General features: G+C 33.7%; 20 protein-coding genes. 1 reads left to right on the top strand and 19 read right to left on the bottom strand.

Translation table 11 applies throughout. The features are described 5' to 3' along the window. Positions 1 to 8: 8 nt before the first annotated feature. Positions 9 to 1,901, bottom strand: a complete 1,893-nt coding sequence (locus tag NYE73_RS03225; RefSeq protein WP_259949534.1) for a copper amine oxidase N-terminal domain-containing protein — start codon at positions 1,899 to 1,901, stop codon at positions 9 to 11. Between the two features lie 373 nt (positions 1,902 to 2,274). On the opposite strand from NYE73_RS03225, the gene NYE73_RS03220 reads away from it, so the two are divergent. Beyond that, on the top strand, positions 2,275 to 2,535 hold the full coding sequence (locus NYE73_RS03220; RefSeq protein ID WP_259949533.1) for a YjcQ family protein: 261 nt from the start codon (positions 2,275 to 2,277) through the stop codon (positions 2,533 to 2,535). A gap of 94 nt (positions 2,536 to 2,629) precedes the next feature. On the opposite strand, the gene NYE73_RS03215 is transcribed toward NYE73_RS03220, so the two are convergent. From NYE73_RS03215 to NYE73_RS03130, 18 genes are all read right to left on the bottom strand, one after another. Then, positions 2,630 to 4,339 (bottom strand): phospho-sugar mutase, encoded by a 1,710-nt coding sequence (locus tag NYE73_RS03215; RefSeq protein WP_311198639.1) that lies wholly within the window; start codon positions 4,337 to 4,339, stop codon positions 2,630 to 2,632. Next, positions 4,336 to 5,625, bottom strand: a complete 1,290-nt coding sequence (locus NYE73_RS03210) for a glucose-6-phosphate isomerase (RefSeq protein WP_259949530.1) — start codon at positions 5,623 to 5,625, stop codon at positions 4,336 to 4,338. Before NYE73_RS03210 ends, NYE73_RS03215 begins: the two co-directional genes overlap by 4 nt. Before the next feature lie 92 nt (positions 5,626 to 5,717). After that, positions 5,718 to 6,686, bottom strand: coding sequence for a UDP-glucose 4-epimerase GalE (galE, locus tag NYE73_RS03205; protein ID WP_259949527.1), 969 nt, complete (start codon positions 6,684 to 6,686; stop codon positions 5,718 to 5,720). Continuing rightward, positions 6,683 to 7,567, bottom strand: coding sequence for a UTP--glucose-1-phosphate uridylyltransferase GalU (gene galU, locus NYE73_RS03200; RefSeq protein ID WP_259949526.1), 885 nt, complete (start codon positions 7,565 to 7,567; stop codon positions 6,683 to 6,685). Before galU ends, galE begins: the two co-directional genes overlap by 4 nt. Positions 7,568 to 7,654: 87 nt before the next feature. Continuing rightward, complete coding sequence (locus tag NYE73_RS03195) at positions 7,655 to 9,046, bottom strand: undecaprenyl-phosphate glucose phosphotransferase (protein ID WP_259949524.1); 1,392 nt, start codon at positions 9,044 to 9,046, stop codon at positions 7,655 to 7,657. A gap of 26 nt (positions 9,047 to 9,072) precedes the next feature. Continuing rightward, positions 9,073 to 9,939 carry a glycosyltransferase family 2 protein gene (locus NYE73_RS03190; RefSeq protein WP_259949571.1) on the bottom strand — a complete coding sequence of 289 codons (867 nt, stop codon included), beginning with the start codon at positions 9,937 to 9,939 and terminating at the stop codon, positions 9,073 to 9,075. Between the two features lie 8 nt (positions 9,940 to 9,947). Further along, the gene (locus NYE73_RS03185; protein ID WP_259949522.1) at positions 9,948 to 10,907 is read right to left on the bottom strand and encodes a glycosyltransferase family 2 protein; all 960 of its coding nucleotides are present in this window, start codon (positions 10,905 to 10,907) and stop codon (positions 9,948 to 9,950) included. A 62-nt stretch (positions 10,908 to 10,969) separates the two neighbouring features. Beyond that, complete coding sequence (gene rfbD, locus NYE73_RS03180; RefSeq protein WP_259949520.1) at positions 10,970 to 11,821, bottom strand: dTDP-4-dehydrorhamnose reductase; 852 nt, start codon at positions 11,819 to 11,821, stop codon at positions 10,970 to 10,972. Continuing rightward, on the bottom strand, positions 11,821 to 12,831 hold the full coding sequence (gene rfbB, locus NYE73_RS03175; protein ID WP_259949518.1) for a dTDP-glucose 4,6-dehydratase: 1,011 nt from the start codon (positions 12,829 to 12,831) through the stop codon (positions 11,821 to 11,823). Before rfbB ends, rfbD begins: the two co-directional genes overlap by 1 nt. 6 nt (positions 12,832 to 12,837) lie before the next feature. After that, positions 12,838 to 13,401: a dTDP-4-dehydrorhamnose 3,5-epimerase gene (gene rfbC, locus NYE73_RS03170; protein WP_259949516.1), complete on the bottom strand. Its 564-nt coding sequence runs from the start codon at positions 13,399 to 13,401 to the stop codon at positions 12,838 to 12,840. Between the two features lie 13 nt (positions 13,402 to 13,414). After that, positions 13,415 to 14,287, bottom strand: a complete 873-nt coding sequence (rfbA, locus tag NYE73_RS03165; protein ID WP_259949512.1) for a glucose-1-phosphate thymidylyltransferase RfbA — start codon at positions 14,285 to 14,287, stop codon at positions 13,415 to 13,417. After that, the gene (gene rffA, locus NYE73_RS03160; RefSeq protein ID WP_259949511.1) at positions 14,259 to 15,434 is read right to left on the bottom strand and encodes a dTDP-4-amino-4,6-dideoxygalactose transaminase; all 1,176 of its coding nucleotides are present in this window, start codon (positions 15,432 to 15,434) and stop codon (positions 14,259 to 14,261) included. Before rffA ends, rfbA begins: the two co-directional genes overlap by 29 nt. Before the next feature lie 12 nt (positions 15,435 to 15,446). Further along, on the bottom strand, positions 15,447 to 15,815 hold the full coding sequence (locus NYE73_RS03155; RefSeq protein WP_259949509.1) for an EamA family transporter: 369 nt from the start codon (positions 15,813 to 15,815) through the stop codon (positions 15,447 to 15,449). Continuing rightward, positions 15,816 to 16,514, bottom strand: a complete 699-nt coding sequence (locus tag NYE73_RS03150; protein ID WP_259949507.1) for a WbqC family protein — start codon at positions 16,512 to 16,514, stop codon at positions 15,816 to 15,818. A 14-nt stretch (positions 16,515 to 16,528) separates the two neighbouring features. Next, positions 16,529 to 17,089: a PglD-related sugar-binding protein gene (locus NYE73_RS03145; RefSeq protein ID WP_259949570.1), complete on the bottom strand. Its 561-nt coding sequence runs from the start codon at positions 17,087 to 17,089 to the stop codon at positions 16,529 to 16,531. Positions 17,090 to 17,114: 25 nt separating this feature from the next. Then, the gene (locus NYE73_RS03140) at positions 17,115 to 18,050 is read right to left on the bottom strand and encodes a glycosyltransferase family 2 protein (protein WP_259949505.1); all 936 of its coding nucleotides are present in this window, start codon (positions 18,048 to 18,050) and stop codon (positions 17,115 to 17,117) included. 26 nt (positions 18,051 to 18,076) lie between these two features. Further along, positions 18,077 to 18,724, bottom strand: coding sequence for a hypothetical protein (locus NYE73_RS03135; RefSeq protein WP_259949503.1), 648 nt, complete (start codon positions 18,722 to 18,724; stop codon positions 18,077 to 18,079). An 11-nt stretch (positions 18,725 to 18,735) separates the two neighbouring features. Further along, complete coding sequence (locus NYE73_RS03130) at positions 18,736 to 20,025, bottom strand: ArnT family glycosyltransferase (RefSeq protein ID WP_259949501.1); 1,290 nt, start codon at positions 20,023 to 20,025, stop codon at positions 18,736 to 18,738. Between the last annotated feature and the right edge of the window lie 66 nt (positions 20,026 to 20,091).

Genomic DNA, 20,091 nt, shown 5'->3' with positions numbered 1-20,091 from the left:
TGACTTTTTTATTTTGTTTCTACATAGATCGCTACTGGAAGGTTCACACCACCAGCATGCATTAGCTCTAATTCAATCGTATCTTTTGAACCCTTCATTTTGAAATCTGGTAATTCAACATACTCTGCCCCTACTCTTAAAGAAGGCACTAAATACACTTTGCCATTCACCTTAATCGCTCCACTGTATAATCCTCCTCGACCAGCCAACTTCAGCTTAATCGTTTTTGTAGAGCCTGTTGGATTGACAACAGGAATGGATACTTTATAATTCACACCAAAATGTCCCGGATTTCCTACTGAGCCATTAATTTGCGACATTGAATTTTCAGCCGTTTGTAAATGGTCAGTACGACCGTTAGAAATATTGTAGCCTACCTCAGGAGAATCTACTGTGTAAGCTGGTAGTTCTGCTAGAATTGACGCACTAGACCATGCACCTCTAGGGTGTTTAGCATACTGATCAACTGCCACCTGCTCAGATTGAATTGTTGTTAAATCACTATTATCCTTAGTAAGTACTGTGCGAATCGTATATTCTGGCTTTCCACCATTAACCGCTTGAATATCTAAATCATGTAAAAAGCCAATAATATAATCATAGTTTAGTTCATATGTTTCGATGACCTTTGTTTCACCTGGTGCAATGACAATGCCACTGCTGTCCGATTTTTGAAGCTTGTTATTTAAAACAGCATCCGCAATCGTCAAGCCAAGATCATGACCTACCCAGCTATTACCTGTTTTTTGGTTAATGCCTTTCGAGTCAGTGACTTTAATGCTTTCTGTCGTAGACTTGTTTTGAACGGTAATCCCAAGATTGACATCTGTACCTAATGTGTTGTAATGCCAGCCAAAGATACGATGCTTATTTGTTGCCTCTGTTGGTTTCACATCATATTGGGCAAGTGTCGCATTGTTCAGTGGCACAAGCTTACGTGTTAACGTTTCTGGATTATCACTAATAAATAAATCACGATCTCCTTCTACACGAGCAGAAGGAACAGCTTCTGGATAGGACGTAGAACCAAATGATTTATCTAGGAAGGGGCTTGTGAACATATAACGGTAAACATAAATATACATTTCTTTTTTCTCTGTGATATAGCGTAAATTTCCGCCTAATGCATCCACAAGAAACTTGGTAGGAATGTACATTTTGCCTTTTTGTATAAATGGCTTTTCGATCATTGTCACTGCTTCATTGTTAACCAAAGCCTGATTGCTGTTATCATTAAAAATAAAGCTCATCCCACCAATTAACAATTCAAAGGAACCATCAGGCTGCCAAGTACCAGATGAATCATCTAAATAATCATAAATATAGCTAGCAGGTAAATAGGTTCTTCCATCTTTTGAAACAATCGGATCTTTCATAACGATACGTTTGTTATTGATATGTAAGATATATGGGTCTTCCTGCGGTGGTGCTGTTGTTTCATCTGATAATGTAATATCTACCGATTGGGTAGCTTCATCCCAATTAACAACCCCATCAAAGTTTTCACTGACGAATCGTAATGGCATATAAGTGCGATCTTTATACATAAATGGAGCAACATCCATCGCTACCTCTTCTCCATCTACTAAAGCTTTCATCGAATCAATCGTTAAATCTACTGTTTTACCATTACGAATAGCCGAGGCCGTCAATGTTTCCTTATCCCAATCCACGCTTGCACCAACCGCTTCATATAATGCACGCATTGGTAATAGTAAAAAATCCGACTTATTTAAAATTGGATCATAAACCTGAATCGTTTCTCCATTAATCGTAATGGAAACATTGTTTTTTATCTGAATTCCATTATTACTAGCAGCTGATGCAGACGCTTGTCCAGGCAAAATCGTAGCCAAAGCAACTGCCGATACAATACATGTAGTCTTTAGTTTCTTAAACATCTCAATCTCCTTTTTTTCCACTTAAAATAGTCTTTATCATCTTAACATGAAAAACCCCTAAAATGTGGGATTTTTATCGAAAAGAGTAGAATACGGTACTAGAGTGCTAACCTCCCTCCTTCAAAAGCTTCATATAAAGAAAGGAGTTTCTCCAATTTGCACGAACATTTTCTATAAAACTCGTTTAGCTCTAGGTATGAATTGTGTATTTTTTATAAGTACCCCAAACTTTTCTTTTAAGTAGACTTATTATCGTATAAAAAAGTTACAAAACTGTTAAACACTTTTGAAAAAGATGATTTCTCAGATGACATAATGTGACAGGCTTTTCTTCATCATTTATACTGAGTCATAAGATTGGAGGATTTATAGCATGGTTAATAATATTATTTTATATATTTTAGAAGGAATACATAATCATGAAGAACCTAAATTTTACGATTTTGATATAGATAAAGAGACGTTTGGAGAGATAGTGGAAGCAATGCAACATGAAGGTCTTATTTCTGGAGCAAAAATTTCTCGTGTGGGGTTAGAGAATAGAGTAGTAGTAGTTGCTCTTCAAGATGTTAAGGTTGAATTAAAGGGACTAAATTATATGAAAAATATGAAGCTTACTCAAATTATTCAATAGAGTCTTGATAATATAGATATTTTCTTATACATAAAGCGCTCCTCTTTAATTATTCATTTTGCTAATTAAATAAGGAGCGCCAATTAAATTTATTCTACTTTACTATCTCCAGCACAGCTTGCTTCACTTGCTCAAGCTTTTGCTGTGTCTGTTCTGCGGTTTCCCCTATTACACCAATATAAAACTTGCATTTCGGTTCTGTACCAGAAGGACGAATAGCAATCCATGAATCGTCCTCAAGAATTAACTTTACTACATTTTCTTTTGGAAGAGTAAGCCCTTCTATTGTTCCGTTTGCTAAGACAGCTTGTCCTACTAAATAGTCTTCCGTACGAAGTACAGCCAAATTAGCAATTTTTTTTGGCATATTGTCACGTAAACGTTGTAACATAACTTCCATTTCTGCTTGCCCGTTTTTACCCTCAAACTGTTGGGAAAGCAGTGCTTCATTGTGGTAACCATATTCCTTATATAAATTGTCAAGCTGATCAAGCAATGTATGACCTTGCATCTCATAAAAAGCAGCCATTTCTGCAACCTTCAATGCAACTTGCACGGCATCTTTATCTCGCACAAAAGTTTCAATTAGATACCCATAACTTTCCTCATAGCCGAATAAATACGAATACTCACCCGTTCGCTCGTACTCTGCAATCTTCTCAGCAATATATTTAAAGCCTGTTAATGTATTTACTGTCGCTACACCATATTTTTCAGCAATATGAGCACCCAATTCTGAAGTAACAATCGTTTTTAACATAACTCCATTTTGAGGTAATGTACCATGTTGTTGTTTTGTCGACAATATATAATGCAGCAATAACGCACCAAGCTGATTCCCTGTCAAAAGCACATAACGATCACCACTTTTAACAGCTACCCCCAACCGATCAGCATCTGGATCAGTTGCTAGCAAAAGATCTGCTCCCATCTGTTCACCAAGCTTCATAGCTAACTCAAAGGCGTTTGATTCCTCTGGATTTGGATAAAGAACTGTTGGAAATTCTCCATCCTGCACAGCTTGCTGTTCTACAATGTGTACCTGTTGAAAGCCGAATGCCCTTAGCCCTTCACTAACTGGCACCAAACCAGCACCATGCAATGGTGTATAAACAAGTTTCATATTTAATGCCACATCTTGCTTGCTCTTTAAAGTTAAAAGACTTGTTAAATACTCATTATCTATATCACTCGAAAGCCATGTAACATACCCTTGCTGTTCTAATAAAGCAAGCTCCTCTTCTTTAATAGCAAAAATATCCTTTATTTCGTTCATATAGTGGATAATCTCATTTGCAAAATCTGGTGTTAGCTGTGCGCCATCCTCACCATATACTTTAAAGCCGTTGTACTGTTTTGGGTTATGACTTGCAGTAATTACGACACCGGCATAAGCATTTAATTTACGAACTGTAAACGACAACTGAGGGGTTGGTCTAGCTTCCTTATATATATAGGATCGAATTCCATGTGCTCCTAGTACACTTGCAGTCTCACAGGCAAATTCATAGGAAAAATGGCGGGTGTCATACGCCAGTACAACCCCACGCTGTTTAGCTTCTACCCCATTCGACTCAATATAACGAGCTAGACCTTCTGCTACCCTACGAATCGTATAAATGTTCATACGATTCGTTCCAGCTCCTAGTAAACCGCGCATGCCACCTGTCCCAAATGATACATATTGATAAAATCGATCTTCAATGGCCTGTTCATCAGAAGCAATAGTGATAAGCTCCTCAGCTAAATAGCTTGGAAGCGGCTGAGCTAACCAGCAATTAATTAATTCTTGAACATTCATCATTTACTTATCACCTTTTCTTCTTTCAACAACTCTAGCATTTTACTTTTATAGGCTTCTACACCTGGCTGGTCAAATGGATTAACCTCTAGCAAACAGGCACTCATCGCACATGCTTTCATAAAGAAATAAATCAAATAACCAAGATGATAAGCATCTAGCTTTGGCAATTCTAGTTGAATAACAGGCACCTGACCTTCAGCATGTGCAAGGGCTGTTCCTTGCTTAGAAATAGCATTAATCTCATTAAAAGTACGAGTCGACAAATAATTTAAGCCATCCTCATTCCGTGCATCAAAAGGTACGGCTAAATCGCCCTCAATCTCATGGAAGTGTAATAAAGTTTCGAACATGACACGACTGCCTTCCTGAATAAATTGCCCAATTGCATGTAAGTCGGTAGAGAAGTTGACAGTAGAAGGATAAAGCCCTTTATACTCTTTCCCTTCACTTTCACCAAATAATTGCTTCCACCATTCATGAAATTTATTGAGACCTGGCTCAAACGAAGCAAGTAATTCAATCGTATAGCCTTGCTCATAGAGCATATGACGCATCACCGCATATTTGTAGGCATCATTATGTGCCAAATCTTCCTCTGCTAGTTCTGTTGCAGCATGACGAGCACCATTCATTAAAGCACGAATATCTACACCTGCCACAGCTACAGGAAGCAAACCTACAGGAGTTAAAACAGAATAACGCCCACCCACATCAGCAGGTATGACAAATTGACGATAGCCTGCCTTATCGGCAATTCCTTTTAATATACCTTTATCTGCATCAGTCGTTACAATAATGCGCTCTGTTGCCTTTTCACCATAACGCTCTTCCATATATAAACGCATGACACGAAAAGCAAGTGCAGGTTCCATTGTCCCACCTGACTTTGAAATAACATTGACATATACTTGTTTTGTATCTAAATAAGCGAGAAGCTCTTTAATATAGGCACCACTCATATTAAGACCTACGTAGACAACTTCGATTCCGCTCTTAGCCAGACCAAAATAAGGCATTAAAGCCTCCTGTATCGCACGTGCACCTAAGAAAGAGCCTCCCACACCTACAATAACCAAAACATCAGCACAAGCCCTTATTTCACTTGCTACATGTTCAATAGAATTCAGCATTCCTTCAGGATTCTCTAGCGGTGACTCTATCCAGCCTGTTAGAGGATATTGCGGCAAAGTGTTATGGATTTTTTTTACACGATCTTTATATTGAATAAGATCACTATTATTTAGCGAACAATTCAGTAATGTTGTTTTCACAATTTCTGTAAACACTATAGAATCCTCTCTTCTTAAGGTAAATTTTGATATGTATATTATGACATATTAAAAAAAGAAAACCAACTCGAATCATATCGAATTGGTAATTAGAAATGTTTTTTATGCCATCTCCATGCACTTTTTATAATATCTAGAATGTCCAATCGGGCCTTCCAACCTAATTCAGAATAAATTTTATCAGCATTGGCAACTAACTTAGCAGGATCACCCGAACGCCGATCACCATACTGTACATTCGCCTTTTTTCCAGTAATTTGCTCACATGTTTCAATAATTTGCTTCACTGAATAACCGTGGCCATTACCTAAATTATATGTTGCTGTTTCAATTCTATTTTCTAATAATGCCTCGAGTGCCAATAAATGCGCGTTAGCTAAATCAGTGACATGAATATAGTCTCTAATACAAGTCCCATCAGGTGTATCATAGTCAGTGCCAAATACTGAAATATAGTCTCGTTGTCCTCCTAAATGCTGAAGGATAATCGGAATTAAATGTGTTTCTGGCTCATGACTTTCGCCGATTACAGCTGTTTCATCCGCCCCTGCCGCATTAAAATATCGTAAAACAACATATTTCAACCCGTAGCTATGTGCAAAATCAGCGAGTATTTGCTCAACCATTAACTTCGTCTGACCATATGGGTTAATTGGCTGAGTTGGCGTTTCTTCATCGATGTCATCAACATTTGGCATCCCATAAGTTGCAGCAGTAGAAGAGAAAATAAACTTATTAATTTGATATTGCTTCATCATTTTTAATAAATTTAATGTAGCTACAACATTATTCTCATAGTATTTCAGAGGGTTAATTACAGACTCACCAACTAAGCTACAGGCTGCAAAATGTAAAACTGCTTCAATTTTATATGTATTAAATATGTGTTGAACAGTAGTAGGATCTCCCAAATCCCCTTGTATAAAAATAGCTCTTGTGTCTACTGCCCAACAATGACCTGTGCTCAGATTATCTAGTACAACAACATCTTGACTTTTTACTAATTCTTTCACAAAATGACTACCAATATAACCGGCACCACCAATAACTAGTATCATATCGTTTCACCACTTAACTCTTTGGCTTTTTTTAAGATAAATTCTTTTATACCTTCACTCAAATCATCACGTTCTAATGCAAAATCAATAATTGTTTCTATAAACCCTAATTGCTCACCAACATCATAACGTCTTCCTTCAAAGGCATAGGCAAAAACTCTTTGGATACTATTTAAAGATTCAATGGCATCAGTTAATTGAATTTCGCCCCCTTTTCCCTTCTTTTTTTCATCTAAGAAGCAGAATATTTCTGGGGTCAATATATAGCGTCCAATAATTGCAAAATTGGATGGCGCTTCCTCTAATAAAGGCTTTTCAACAAATTTAGTGACTTGCATTAATTGGTTGTCACTGCTTACCGGATCTATCACACCATAACGATGAACGTCTTCATCGGCCACCTCTTGTACACCAATGACACTTGAAAAAGTATTTTCATATTGATTCATGAGTTGCTTTAAACAGGGCTCTTCACTTTTTACAATATCATCACCAAGCAGCACAGCAAAAGGCTCATCACCAATAAATTTACGGGCGCACCAAATGGCATGCCCTAAACCAAGTGGTTCTTTTTGCCGAATATAGTGAATCTCTACATTGGCAGATTCCTGCACCTTTTCAAGAATATCAAATTTACCTTTTTCAAGTAGGTTTGTTTCAAGCTCTAACGCATTATCAAAATGATCCTCGATGGCTCGTTTACCTTTTCCTGTAACTATAATAATATCTTCAATCCCTGATGCAATGGCTTCCTCTACAATATATTGAATCGTAGGTTTATCTACTATCGGTAACATTTCTTTAGGCATTGCTTTTGTAGCAGGAAGGAAACGTGTTCCAAGCCCAGCTGCCGGGATAATTGCTTTACGGATTTTTTTCATTGAGCGTCACTTCCTAAAGAAATTTACATGAATTCTAAATGTTTGTTTTACAACACTATTAAATTAGAAAATTATTGGCATTTTTATTTAATATGCATTTTTATTTACAAAGCCATTGATAATTGTCTTCATAATTATTTTAATATCAAATATTAAAGTCCAATTTTCAATATACTGAATATCGTGCTCTATTCGGTCTTCAATGGAAGTATCTCCGCGCAATCCACATACCTGAGCCCATCCTGTTATTCCAGGTCTCACATGATGCTTCACCATGTATTTTGGAATTTCTTCTTTAAATTGATCTACAAAATAAGGTCGCTCAGGCCTAGGTCCAACTATACTCATGTCACCTTTCAGCACATTAAAAAATTGTGGAAATTCATCAAGACTAGTTTTGCGCAGGAAAGTACCAAATTTAGTCCTTCTTGGGTCATTTTCAACCGTCCATTGTGTATTAGAGTCTTCTACAGACATGTGTTTCATCGATCTAAATTTATACATATAAAACGTTCTTCGATTTAGGCCCACGCGCTCCTGTTTGAATAAAATAGGCCCCGGAGAGGTTAATTTTACGCCAAGAGCAATAAACAATAACAATGGTGATATAACAATTATTGCACATAACGAAAAAGCAATATCAAATATTCGTTTCAGTACTCTATTAATATATTCGTCTAAAGGTATATCTCGAACATTGATGACTGGTAAATCACCAAATCGTTCAAAGTGTGGCGTTGCAGGCAGAATATCATAGAAGTCTGGCACAATGGATACTCGTACACCTGCCTTTTCACAGGCTACTATAATTTGATGATATTTAGAAAAAACTGTTAAAGGTAGTGCAATAACTACCTCATCAATTATTTTATTTTCTAATATTGTTGAAAGATCTTTAATCTTTCCTAATACTTTTTTTTCACTATGGATTTCTTTAAAATCATCCAAAAAACCAATTACTTGTAGCCCATATTCTGGATGGTTATCTACGTTTTCTATATATCTTTTTCCTATTGATCCCGCACCTAAAATTAACACAAACTGTTGGTTGAAGCCTTTTGTTCTCATCGCTCTTAAAAGTTGCTTAACAAAAAAGCGATAAACGACAATTATCAAAAACCCTACAAATAGATAGATGATTAAGAACATCCTTGAAATATCGATCGTTTTAACAATAAATAAAACACTTAACAAAACAAACATACTATAAATTTGCACTTGGATTATTTTAGAAATTTCTTTTGCGAACTTCATTTTTCTTTTGGGTACGTATAAGCCAATCAAAAAGCCTATAGCCAAAAATGCCACAGAGTAAACAATGTTCCAAATGAAATAATCGGTTAGTGGCAAATACGACCCTTGTTGCTCTTTATTAATCACAAAGCGAAAATACCATGCAACAGCAAATGCTAATTGAATAAAGATGAAATCTGTTGTCATATATAGCTGTGTTATAAAGCGCTCTTTTCCTCTTATCACTTTAATCACCTATTTAACTTTATAATTTAATGTACTCTTTTTAAAAGGTTACTTATTGTAGCCAATGTTAGTTTTAATGTAATTCCTGTATAAACTATACTATTAACAAAAAAGTTATATTTTTGTGCAAAATGCTTTTTATGGAATACATACATGGCTCTATGGAACTCATAAACTATTTTAAATGGTTTTTTTCTACTACTAGCACCCTTATAGTGAGTAATAGATACCGTTGGATTATAAACAATTCGCCATCCTGCTTCTTTAATTCTATAACACCAGTCTATATCTTCCCCATACATAAAGAATTCTTCATCTAAAAGCCCCACTTGCTCAATTACTTCTCTTCTTACCATCATAAATGCACCTACTAAACAATCAATGTCATGTATTTCTTTCATATTGAGGTAGCTTTTATGATAGCTATTATATTTAGGACTAGAAGGATATTTTTGAGCTAAACCCATCATATAATAGAAGGACGCTTCTGGAGTTGGAAAGCCTCTATGACAAGCCTTATCCAATGTACCATCAGCTAAATTTACTTCGCATCCAACAGCACCAATATTCGTTTCTCTATCCATGAAATAAATAATTTTATCTAATGTATTGTCATTCACTATAGTATCAGAATTTAACAATAAAACATAACGGCCGTTACACTCTCTTATTGCTTGGTTATTTGCTTTGGAAAATCCGAAATTTTCTTTATTAGATATCGTATGCACTTGAGGAAAATGATTTTGAATTTGAGCAACAGAACCATCTGAAGAAGCATTATCTACTACAAAAATCTCATATTGAAAACTTAAATTTGATTTTATAACTGATTGAATACAATCAATTGTTAGCTGTTTAGTATTATAATTTACAATTACTATACTTAAATCCATTTTAATTTTTACCATATTCCTTTAAAATATTGATAAATCTTTTTCGAAGGAGCCTTTCTATATGATTGTATAAACGCTTTCTTATTTTTTAAACTTTTATACTCTTTAAAAAGAAGTTTATATGCATTGAAAAGCTTTCGTTCTTTTAGGAGAATGTAGGCTAAACAAGATGCTTCATATAGTAAAATAAAAGGAAAATGCAATAAAAAGTAAAATATGTTATCGTTTTTAATTACATAAAAATGTCTATTGATATAGGAATGTTTTCTGGTTTTAAGGGAGATATCCTTCCTTGATTTATTATCCTTCCAACCGCGTTCGTGTTTTGCTATGGCTTTAGGAACAAAACATATTTCCCAACCTGCTAGCCTAGCTCTCCAACTAACATCAACATCTTCTTTATAAGCAAAAAAACTTTCGTCAAAAAATTGTCCATCTCTTGAAATCATATCAACCATTTCTCTTTTATAAATCGCAGCAGCACCGGAAACTCCAAAAACATTTATCATTTCATCATATTGTCCATCGTCTACTTCTCCACTTCCTCGATCAACTGCACGACGACTTTTCTTCATATTAATTCCTGTACTGTCAATAATGTGTAAATTTAAATCTCTATATAATTTACCAGTTGCAGCACCAACCTTTTCATTAAGCTGCATAAATTTTATAATATGTTCTATATAATATTTATCTAATATTACATCTGGATTTAATACTAAAACATAATCTGTCTCAGCATAGTTTAAACCTTGGTTATGACCACCTACAAATCCGCTATTTATGCTATTTTGAACAAAATAAACATTCGAATAATGAGAAACAATGTCTTTAATGCAATCATTTGAATCATTATCAATGACTATTATCTTCTCAACTGGATATGATTGCAAAATTACTGAATCTAAACAATCTGCTATATAACCCGCACTATTATATGTAACGATTTGAACAGCTATACTAGCCAAATTACCCCTCTATTCCTTTTATAATACATTTTAATTATAGCTTTATAAACAAAAATAACAATCTAAAGGAGATTGTTATTTTTGTTTATATATTCACCTAAAGCTTCCTTCCAATTTCTCCTAGGAGTAAAGCCATTTATTCGAACTGACAAATCGCCTAAGACAGAATAAGCAGGACGCTTTGCAGGTCTTGGGAATTGATCTGACGTTAATGGATTAACTTTGATATCTTTTTTAGCTAATTTAAATATCTCTTGGGCAAATTCATACCAAGAGCATATTCCACTATTTGTACAATGATAGATACCGTATTTTTCAGTTTGTACTAGCTCAATTAGGAACTCTGCTAAGTCGACTGTATATGTAGGAGATCCAACTTGGTCATGAACTACACCCAGTTCGGATTTTTCCTCAGCTAATGTAAGCATGGTTTTTACAAAGTTAGGACCATATTCTCCATAAACCCATGCTGTGCGTACAATAAAGTACTTTGTGTGCAGCGTTTGTGTTAAAAACTCACCTGCATACTTTGATTGCCCATACACGCCTAATGGATCTACATTCATATATTCATTATATGGAGAAGTTGCTTGTCCATTGAAAACATAGTCAGTACTAATGTAACAAATTTTTGCTCCAACTTTTTCTGCTGCAACAGTTAAATTCCGCTGCCCTACAGCATTTACTTGAAAAGCTAACTCTTGATTAGTTTCTGCTCCATCAACATTTGTATAGGCAGCAGCATTAATAATAATATGGGGTTTGATATCATTACTTACAGTTAGCACACTCTCTGTATCTGTAATATCTAAATTAGTTTTAGTAAATGCAAACAAATCGTGCTTACTATTTGTTAACTGTTTAACAAGCTCCTGACCTAGTTGTCCATTAGCACCTGTTACCATAATCCTCATTACAATTTACCACCATACTGTTGTTGATAATAGCTTTGATAATCTCCCGAAATGATATTTTCCCACCAGGCTTGATTATCTAGATACCATTGTACAGTTTCTTTTAAACCTGTTTCAAATGTATACGTTGGCTCCCAGCCTAACTCTTTTTGAAGCTTCGTCGGATCAATGGCATAACGTCGATCATGACCTAAGCGATCTTCTACATATTGGATTAATGTTTCTGGCTTATCAAGCTGCTTTAAGATTTCTTTAACAACCTCTAAGTTCGTTTTTTCATTATGTCCACCAACATTATAAACTTCACCATTTATTCCTTTATGTAAAACTAAATCAATGGCACTGCAATGATCTGTTACATGTAGCCAATCTCTTACATTCTTACCATCTCCATAGACTGGAAGTTTTTTATCATTTAAAGCATTAATAATCATTAAAGGAATCAATTTTTCGGGGAAATGGAATGGTCCATAGTTGTTAGAGCATCGTGTAATATTTACTGGTAGACCAAATGTTTCGTGATAAGCAAGCACTAAATGGTCTGCTCCTGCTTTACTTGCACTATAAGGGCTATTTGGAGCGAGTGATGTTTGTTCAGTAAAGAAACCATCTTCCCCCAATGAGCCATATACTTCATCTGTTGATACTTGTAAATATTTTTTCACATTATGCTTCTTTGCAGCGTCAAGTAATACCTGTGTTCCTTGAATATTCGTTTGTACAAATATTCCTGGGTTAGTAATACTACGGTCAACATGTGACTCTGCTGCAAAATTAATGATAGCATCTACACCATCCCCAATGATCTGGTCCATTGTCTCAGCATCTATAATATCTGCTTTGACAAACTGATAATTAGGCTTGCTCTCAGATTGCTTTAGGTTCTCTAAATTACCAGCATATGTTAAAACATCAACATTAACAATCGAATACTCAGGATATTTTTCAACCATGTAGTTCACAAAGTTACTACCAATAAAACCTGCGCCACCTGTTACTAAAATTCTCATGCTTAATCATTCCTTACTTTTATAAATAAATTGAGTTTCTAAATCTTTTAAATTAGGATGCTTCGTATCTTTGTCAGAGAGGATTGGATGAGAAGTGGGCCAATCTATATTTAAATCCAGATCATTCCATGCAATCCCCCGATCATGTTCAGGAGAATAATAATTATCTACTTTATATAGGAATTCTGTATTTTCGGCTAATGTACAATAGCCATGTGCAAAGCCTCTTGGCACTAGTAACTGTCTTTTATTATCCTCACTTAAAATAAAACCTTCCCACTGTCCATATGTAGGAGATCCTTCACGAATATCGACAATGACGTCATATACAGCTCCTTTTGTAACTCGCACTAATTTTGTTTGGGCGTACGGATCTAGCTGGTAATGCAATCCTCTTAAAACTCCACTTTCCTTTGATAAGGCATGATTATCTTGGATAAAATTAAAAGAAAACCCTTGTTCTGCTAGCGATTTTTCATTATAAGTTTCCATAAAGAAGCCCCGATGATCTCCAAACACTTTCGGCTCAAAAATAAATGCGTCTTTTAGTTTTGTTTTAACAATATTCACTATACAGAACTCCTTATAGTTTTTTATTTGCCAGTTTAATTAAATATTGACCATACCCATTTTTCTTCAATGGCTCTGCTAATTCTAAGAGATGCTCTTTAGAAATATAACCTTTACGAAAAGCGATTTCCTCTAAACATGCAACTTTTAAACTTTGGCGATTTTCAATCGTTTCAATAAATGCCGAAGCCTCTAAGAGTGATTCATGTGTTCCTGTATCTAGCCAAGCAAAACCACGTCCTAATAATTCTACATGAAGATTTCCCGCTTCTAAATAAGATTTATTAACATCTGTAATTTCAAGTTCACCACGCGGTGAAGGTTTGATTGATTTTGCAATTTCTATCACGCTATTGTCATAGAAGTATAAGCCTGTTACAGCATAAGTAGACTTAGGTTCTTGTGGCTTTTCTTCAATAGAAATAGCTTTGCCATGGTCATTAAATTCTACTACTCCAAAACGTTCAGGGTCATTGACATTATAGCCAAAAACAGTCGCTCCACTTTCTCTTAAAGCAGCTCTCTCTAGCATTGAAGTAAATTTATGCCCATAGAAAATATTATCGCCCAAAATTAGCGCTACCGAGTCATCACCAATGAAATCTTCCCCAATAATAAATGCTTGTGCTAATCCATCTGGTGTAGGCTGCACTGCATACTCTAAATGGATACCCAAATCGCTTCCATCACCTAATAATTGCTCAAAACGTGGCGTATCTTCAGGTGTAGAAATTACAAGAATTTCCTTAATCCCCGCTAACATTAAGACAGAAAGTGGATAATAAATCATTGGTTTGTCATAAATAGGTAATAATTGTTTTGATACTGAACGAGTTAGTGGATATAAGCGTGTACCACTACCTCCTGCTAGAATAATTCCTTTCAATTTGAACACCTCTTTTTTCTTCTAAATAAAATGAGTAAATAGATTCAATTACTTCTATAATATCTTCATTTTTCATATTATAATACAACGGAAGTCTTAATAAGGCTTCACTTTCTTTAGTAGTAAAAATATCTTTCCCATGGAAAACGCCATACCTATACCCTGCTTTCGAACTATGTAATGGAATATAATGGAAAACTACACCGATTTTTTTATTCTTTAAATAGCTTATTAGTTTCGATCTTTCAGCCAAATCTCTTGTTTTGATATAAAACATGTGTGCATTATGTTTGCAATTTTGAGGTATGACGGGTAAGGAAATATGTCCTTTTTCAACTAAGCCTTTCAAACTTTCGTAATAAAATTTCCAACTAGCTAATCGATTTTGGTTTATTTGATCTGCTTTTTCCAGTTGTCCATATAAATAAGCTGCATTTAATTCACTTGGAAGATAGGAAGAACCTATATCTACCCAACCATATTTATCAATTTGTCCTCTAAAAAATTTAGAACGATCTGTTCCCTTTTCTCGAATAATTTCAGCACGTTCAACTAGGCTATTGTCATTAATTAGCAATGCACCACCTTCACCACAGTTGTAATTTTTCGTTTCATGAAAGCTATAACAGCCTAAGTGACCAATGGTACCTAATGCCTTACCCTTATAATAACTATTCACACCTTGAGCTGCGTCTTCAATAACCATTAAATCATACTTTTTAGCAATTTGCATAATTGTATCCATTTCACAAGAAACCCCTGCATAATGTACAGGCACAATAGCTTTTGTTCGAGTTGTAATTGCCTCTTCAATTTTGTTTTCATCAATATTCATTGTATCGGGACGTATATCAACAAATACAATTTTAGCACCTCTCAATACAAAAGCATTTGCAGTAGAGACAAATGTATAGGAAGGCATAATAACTTCATCACCTTCTTTAATATCTAATAAAATAGCAGCCATTTCTAAAGCGTGTGTACAGGATGTAGTAAGCAATGCTTTTTTACATTTGTAATTTTCTTCAAACCAATTGCTACATTTCTCAGTAAACTCTCCATCTCCTGATAATTTATTATTTTCAATGGCTTGTTTAATATAATGTAATTCTCTTCCTGTAAACGCAGGTACGTTAAATGAAATCACCTTTTTATCCCCCTAAATAGACTTACTAGTTACAATTACACCAGCAATTATTAATAAAAGCCCTACTACTTTCCCTAGTGATATACCCTCTCCAAAAATAAAAATAGAGATAATGAAAACTAACACAAATGATAGACTCGTAAAGGGATAAGCGTAGCTTAGTTCAAATTTAGTCATCGCGGCCATCCAAAATAACGATGCGACAAATGCCGAACCAAATCCAGAGAGTATAAATGGATCTAATAAAAGCTTAATTAAGAAGAAAAATTTATCACCTAAACTTAATGGTAACTCTTGATATAGCTGCATTCTCCATTTTAAAATTATTTGTCCATATACTGTAAATACAATGGTTCCAAATATATAAAGATATCCACCCATCTATACTTCTCTCCATCCCCAAATATAATAAGGAGCATCAGGCCCTTTCTGGAAAATTAAATCTAAAATACTAACACCATGTTCAAAAGGAGGATGAAATTGTTCATACTCAGGATAATTTGAATAATCTTTGTAAATTAGCTTAATATTATTTGTTTCAAATAAATTATTATTTATATAATCCATAGCAGCTGGACCAGAAATATATGTATTTCCTTGAACAGATTTTAATAAACTTACCAATTTCTCATCTTTACGTCCTTGGCTTTTTAATTCTTCACTACTTATAAATTTAGTATTTTTTATTCCCAATATTTCTGTAGAAATATTTTCTATCAAATATTGATTTAACTTTGATAACTTTGTCCAATTTTTCGAACAGTATATTTCTTTGAAAAAGTCTTCGTATAAGCTAAAGTATGGAGATTTTCCATAAAAGAACTTTATCGTTTGCCAATGATTATGACTCCAACTAGGATCTTCTATTACTACATCACAAATTAGTCTTTTTGTATCATTCCCGACTGGGATAGATAGCCATTTTAGGCCTTGAGGGGTTTTTATTTTGTTTCTATTTCTCCAGTCTCTAGTAGTATATTGAACGTCATCTAAAAATATAAAAATATCGGAGTCATTTATAATATCGAAGTATCCTTTCCAGGGAATATAATTTGATTGTATAATTGCTACTTTAGTCATAATTAACTTTCCACCTATTTTTTCGTATAGTATAAGCTCCCAGCTTTAACAAATGTATTAGCAGGAACATTCAAATGATTTACTATTACTGCGCCAGCTCCAATAAAACAATTCTCTCCAACATTAACAAATCCACAAACCGTACTTGACGGGGACAAAAAGCAATTATCGGAGACTTCACTATCATGGTTTACTATTGAGCCTGGCCACATTACAACCAAATCATTTATTTTAGCATTCAGCTCAACTATAGCTCCAGCCATGATAATGTTGCCTTCACCTATAACACTTTTTGAATCAACTATTGCTCTAGGATGTATCAAATTTATAGATTCATAATAATTATTTCTAATTTTCTGTTGAATTTCCCATCTTACTTTAAGATTATTATAGCCTAAACCATTAACAATTTTATATTCTTTATATGAATATTCGTTTATAACATCTTCAAAGGTGCCTAGTACTGATTCACCTATCGGATTTAAGTCATCTATAAAACCAATAAATTCATATCCACAAATCTCAATTAAATTTTTTATAATATGAGCAAATTCTTTTGATCCATAAACGATCACTTTTTCCAAATTACTTAACTTCCTTTCAAGTATTCTTTCTATTTTCTTTTTTCATTTTTTGACCTACCAAATACAATGGTTTCTTAGACGTTTTAAAATTAATTCTATAAATGTATTCACCGATAACTCCGAGAACCATTAGCTGAATTCCACCAATAAATAATATCGCTGCCATAGTTGAAGCATAACCACTTACAGTTACTGCACCAATAATTTTTTGTATTAAAATAATTACCACCCATACTAAACCAAACACTGACGTAAATAACCCCATCCATGAAGATAGTTTTAAAGGAATCTCCGAAAATGAGATTGAAATATTAATCGTATGCTTTAAAAGTTTCGAGAAAGTGTAGTTACTTACTCCACTTCCTCTCTCGGAATGTGCTACTTTTACTGTAGAATAATTATTTGTTATCCAAGAAAGATACCCATCGATAAATGGATAAGGTGAGTCAAACTGTTGTAACTCTTTTGCTATGCTACTTTTAATAATTCTAAAGGATGTATACTCATAATTTAAGCTTGAAATTGCCATTGTGAATAATTTTCGTGCACAATGTGAGGTGAAATTTCTCCATATCGAATGTGAACGTTCTTCAAATACACCATATACTAAATCGTAACCCTTTAATGCTTCATTATATAAAGAAACGATATCTTCAGGACTTTGTTCTAAATCATCATCAATTGTAACTATCCATTCTCCCTTTGCCTGTGCTATTCCACAAATTGTAGCAGCATGTTGTCCAAAGTTTTTACTTAATTTAATTGCAGTAACTCTCGAATCTTGCATTGATATTTTTCGCAACGTTTCCCAGGATCTATCCCCACCACAATCTTCTACAAAAATAACTTCAAATGGTTTATTTATCTGTTCTAGAGATTCTACTAATTTTGCGTATAGTTTTTCCAAATGCAAAGAAGATCTGTAGACAGGTATAACTATAGATATTTCCATAAAAAAAATCCTCTTTTTTGATATTTTTAACTTCCCAGTAGTTTCACTTTTCTAACTAACTGTATTATTAATAGATTTAGAGAAACAATGAGAATTACAATTAAAGGTATTGATATAAATATACTTACTGGTAACCTATTTAACATATAAACTAATTGTTCAAATTTATATCCCTCACGCCCAAATTTAACATTTAAATCCCCATTCATTACTTCCCCATTTTTACTTAACTCTCCGTCTAAAGCATCACCATTTGAAGTCCATAAAGTTAAAGCATCTCCCGGTGTAGCATCATCAGAATACAGGTCTATTCTCATTACATCATTTTCATTCAATAATATATTTGGAAGATTAAATGTATAAAATTCATTATCATTTATTTTACTAGAATCAAGTAAAGTTTCTTTCATTTTTTTATTATTCATATATAAAACCATATGGATATTCGTACTATTCTCTCTATTATACGTGGCAAATTTAATTTCCATGGTGTCAAAATTAAATTTGCTGTGTCTAACTGTTTGGGATATCTTAATATCTTGAGTTATTTCCCCCACAGGTTGTTCTGCTAATTCATTTTTGATAACAGTTATCGGCACTTTTTTGAAAAGTATAAACGATACAACAAGTAATTCTATAGCTACTAATGATAAAATTAAAATATTTTTTTTCAAATTATTTCTCCTTAGCTGTAAAACGGTATAAAAATAAGTTTATATAGACTATATAAATTTAAATACAACATATAAATCACTAGAATCAAATAAACTATGTTTCTATACTTGCTATTAATAATTTCTTTTATACCTAAAGTGAATAAATATAAAAAAGAAAAGTATGCTGGGTATAAATATCGTCCTTGTGCCTGATAATCACTAAAATAAGAGTAATACACACTTAAGCAAATTGTAAGGAAGATGATAAGGATTTGCATTACTATAAATCTATACTTCTTCAGTATTTCTAAAATTGATTTTTTTTCATATATCGCAGGAATTTTCAATAACACCCCTATAAAAGAAATAAGAGTAAGTGTACTAATTATAGAATAATGTTTATCCGATAACCATATATTCATAGCCCCAAAAGCCGCCCAAAAACTATTAAAGCTAGTCTCTATCCATCCTTTATCAAAAAGCATCTCACCCAATGTTAAATTTAAATTGAAGGGGGTTGGTCTATTTGAAGGCTTTAATTCGTCTATTGCTAATTGCTCTGAAAGTTCAGCATTAGTATTCATCCCAAATAATTCATCATATAAAATTATATTTCTTACAAAGAATGGCCCTGCTAAAATCAATACAATTCCTAATGTTACACATGCTTTTTTTATAAAAGTTCTTTTCTCTGGTACACCACTAATTAAAAGATAAACCACTATTGCTGGCAAAATAACATAACCGTTTAAATAAGATAATAGTAAACAACTAATGGCAAATCCTAAAAGAATAAAATATTTAATCCCCTTCCATTGTGCTTGTTCTCCCAGTAATACTAAATACATGATTAAAACAATCATACAAACAGTGAAAGCATCTAAATTAACATAACTATTTATAAAAGAGAATTGAGGAACTAATGCAAAAAAGGAAACAAAAAAATATAAATAGCTCTTTTCCCACTTCAAAAGCTTCCCCATTTTATAAACTAGATAAACAGAGGCTACTCCTGACATTACTGATACTAACCTATGAACTAAGTAAACATTTTCTAGCCCAAAAATAGAATTAAATAATATCATCAATAAACTTCCTACTAAATAGGGCAATGATAGATTAGTTGCATATGTTACACCATACCCCCCGTAATATAATCTATTATCCCCAGCTACTGGGAATTCCTTGTAAGTATATATAAAGTTAGCAACATCATACCTATGATATTCATCTGGTCCTTGATTGAACGGTAATATAATTGACCATATCAAGTATAAAGCACCAATAAAAATAACAAAATATGTAATTATTTTATTCATTCTTTCTCCCTTCTCTAAATACAAGAGATTATATAATAATAAAGGTTAAGCCCTTTATTGTAACTT

This window comes from Lysinibacillus sp. FSL K6-0102 (assembly GCF_038003545.1).
Classification (GTDB): Bacteria; Bacillota; Bacilli; order Bacillales_A; family Planococcaceae; genus Lysinibacillus; species Lysinibacillus capsici.
Note: the sequence above shows the minus strand (reverse complement) of the source record. Positions and strands in the feature narration are given on the sequence as shown.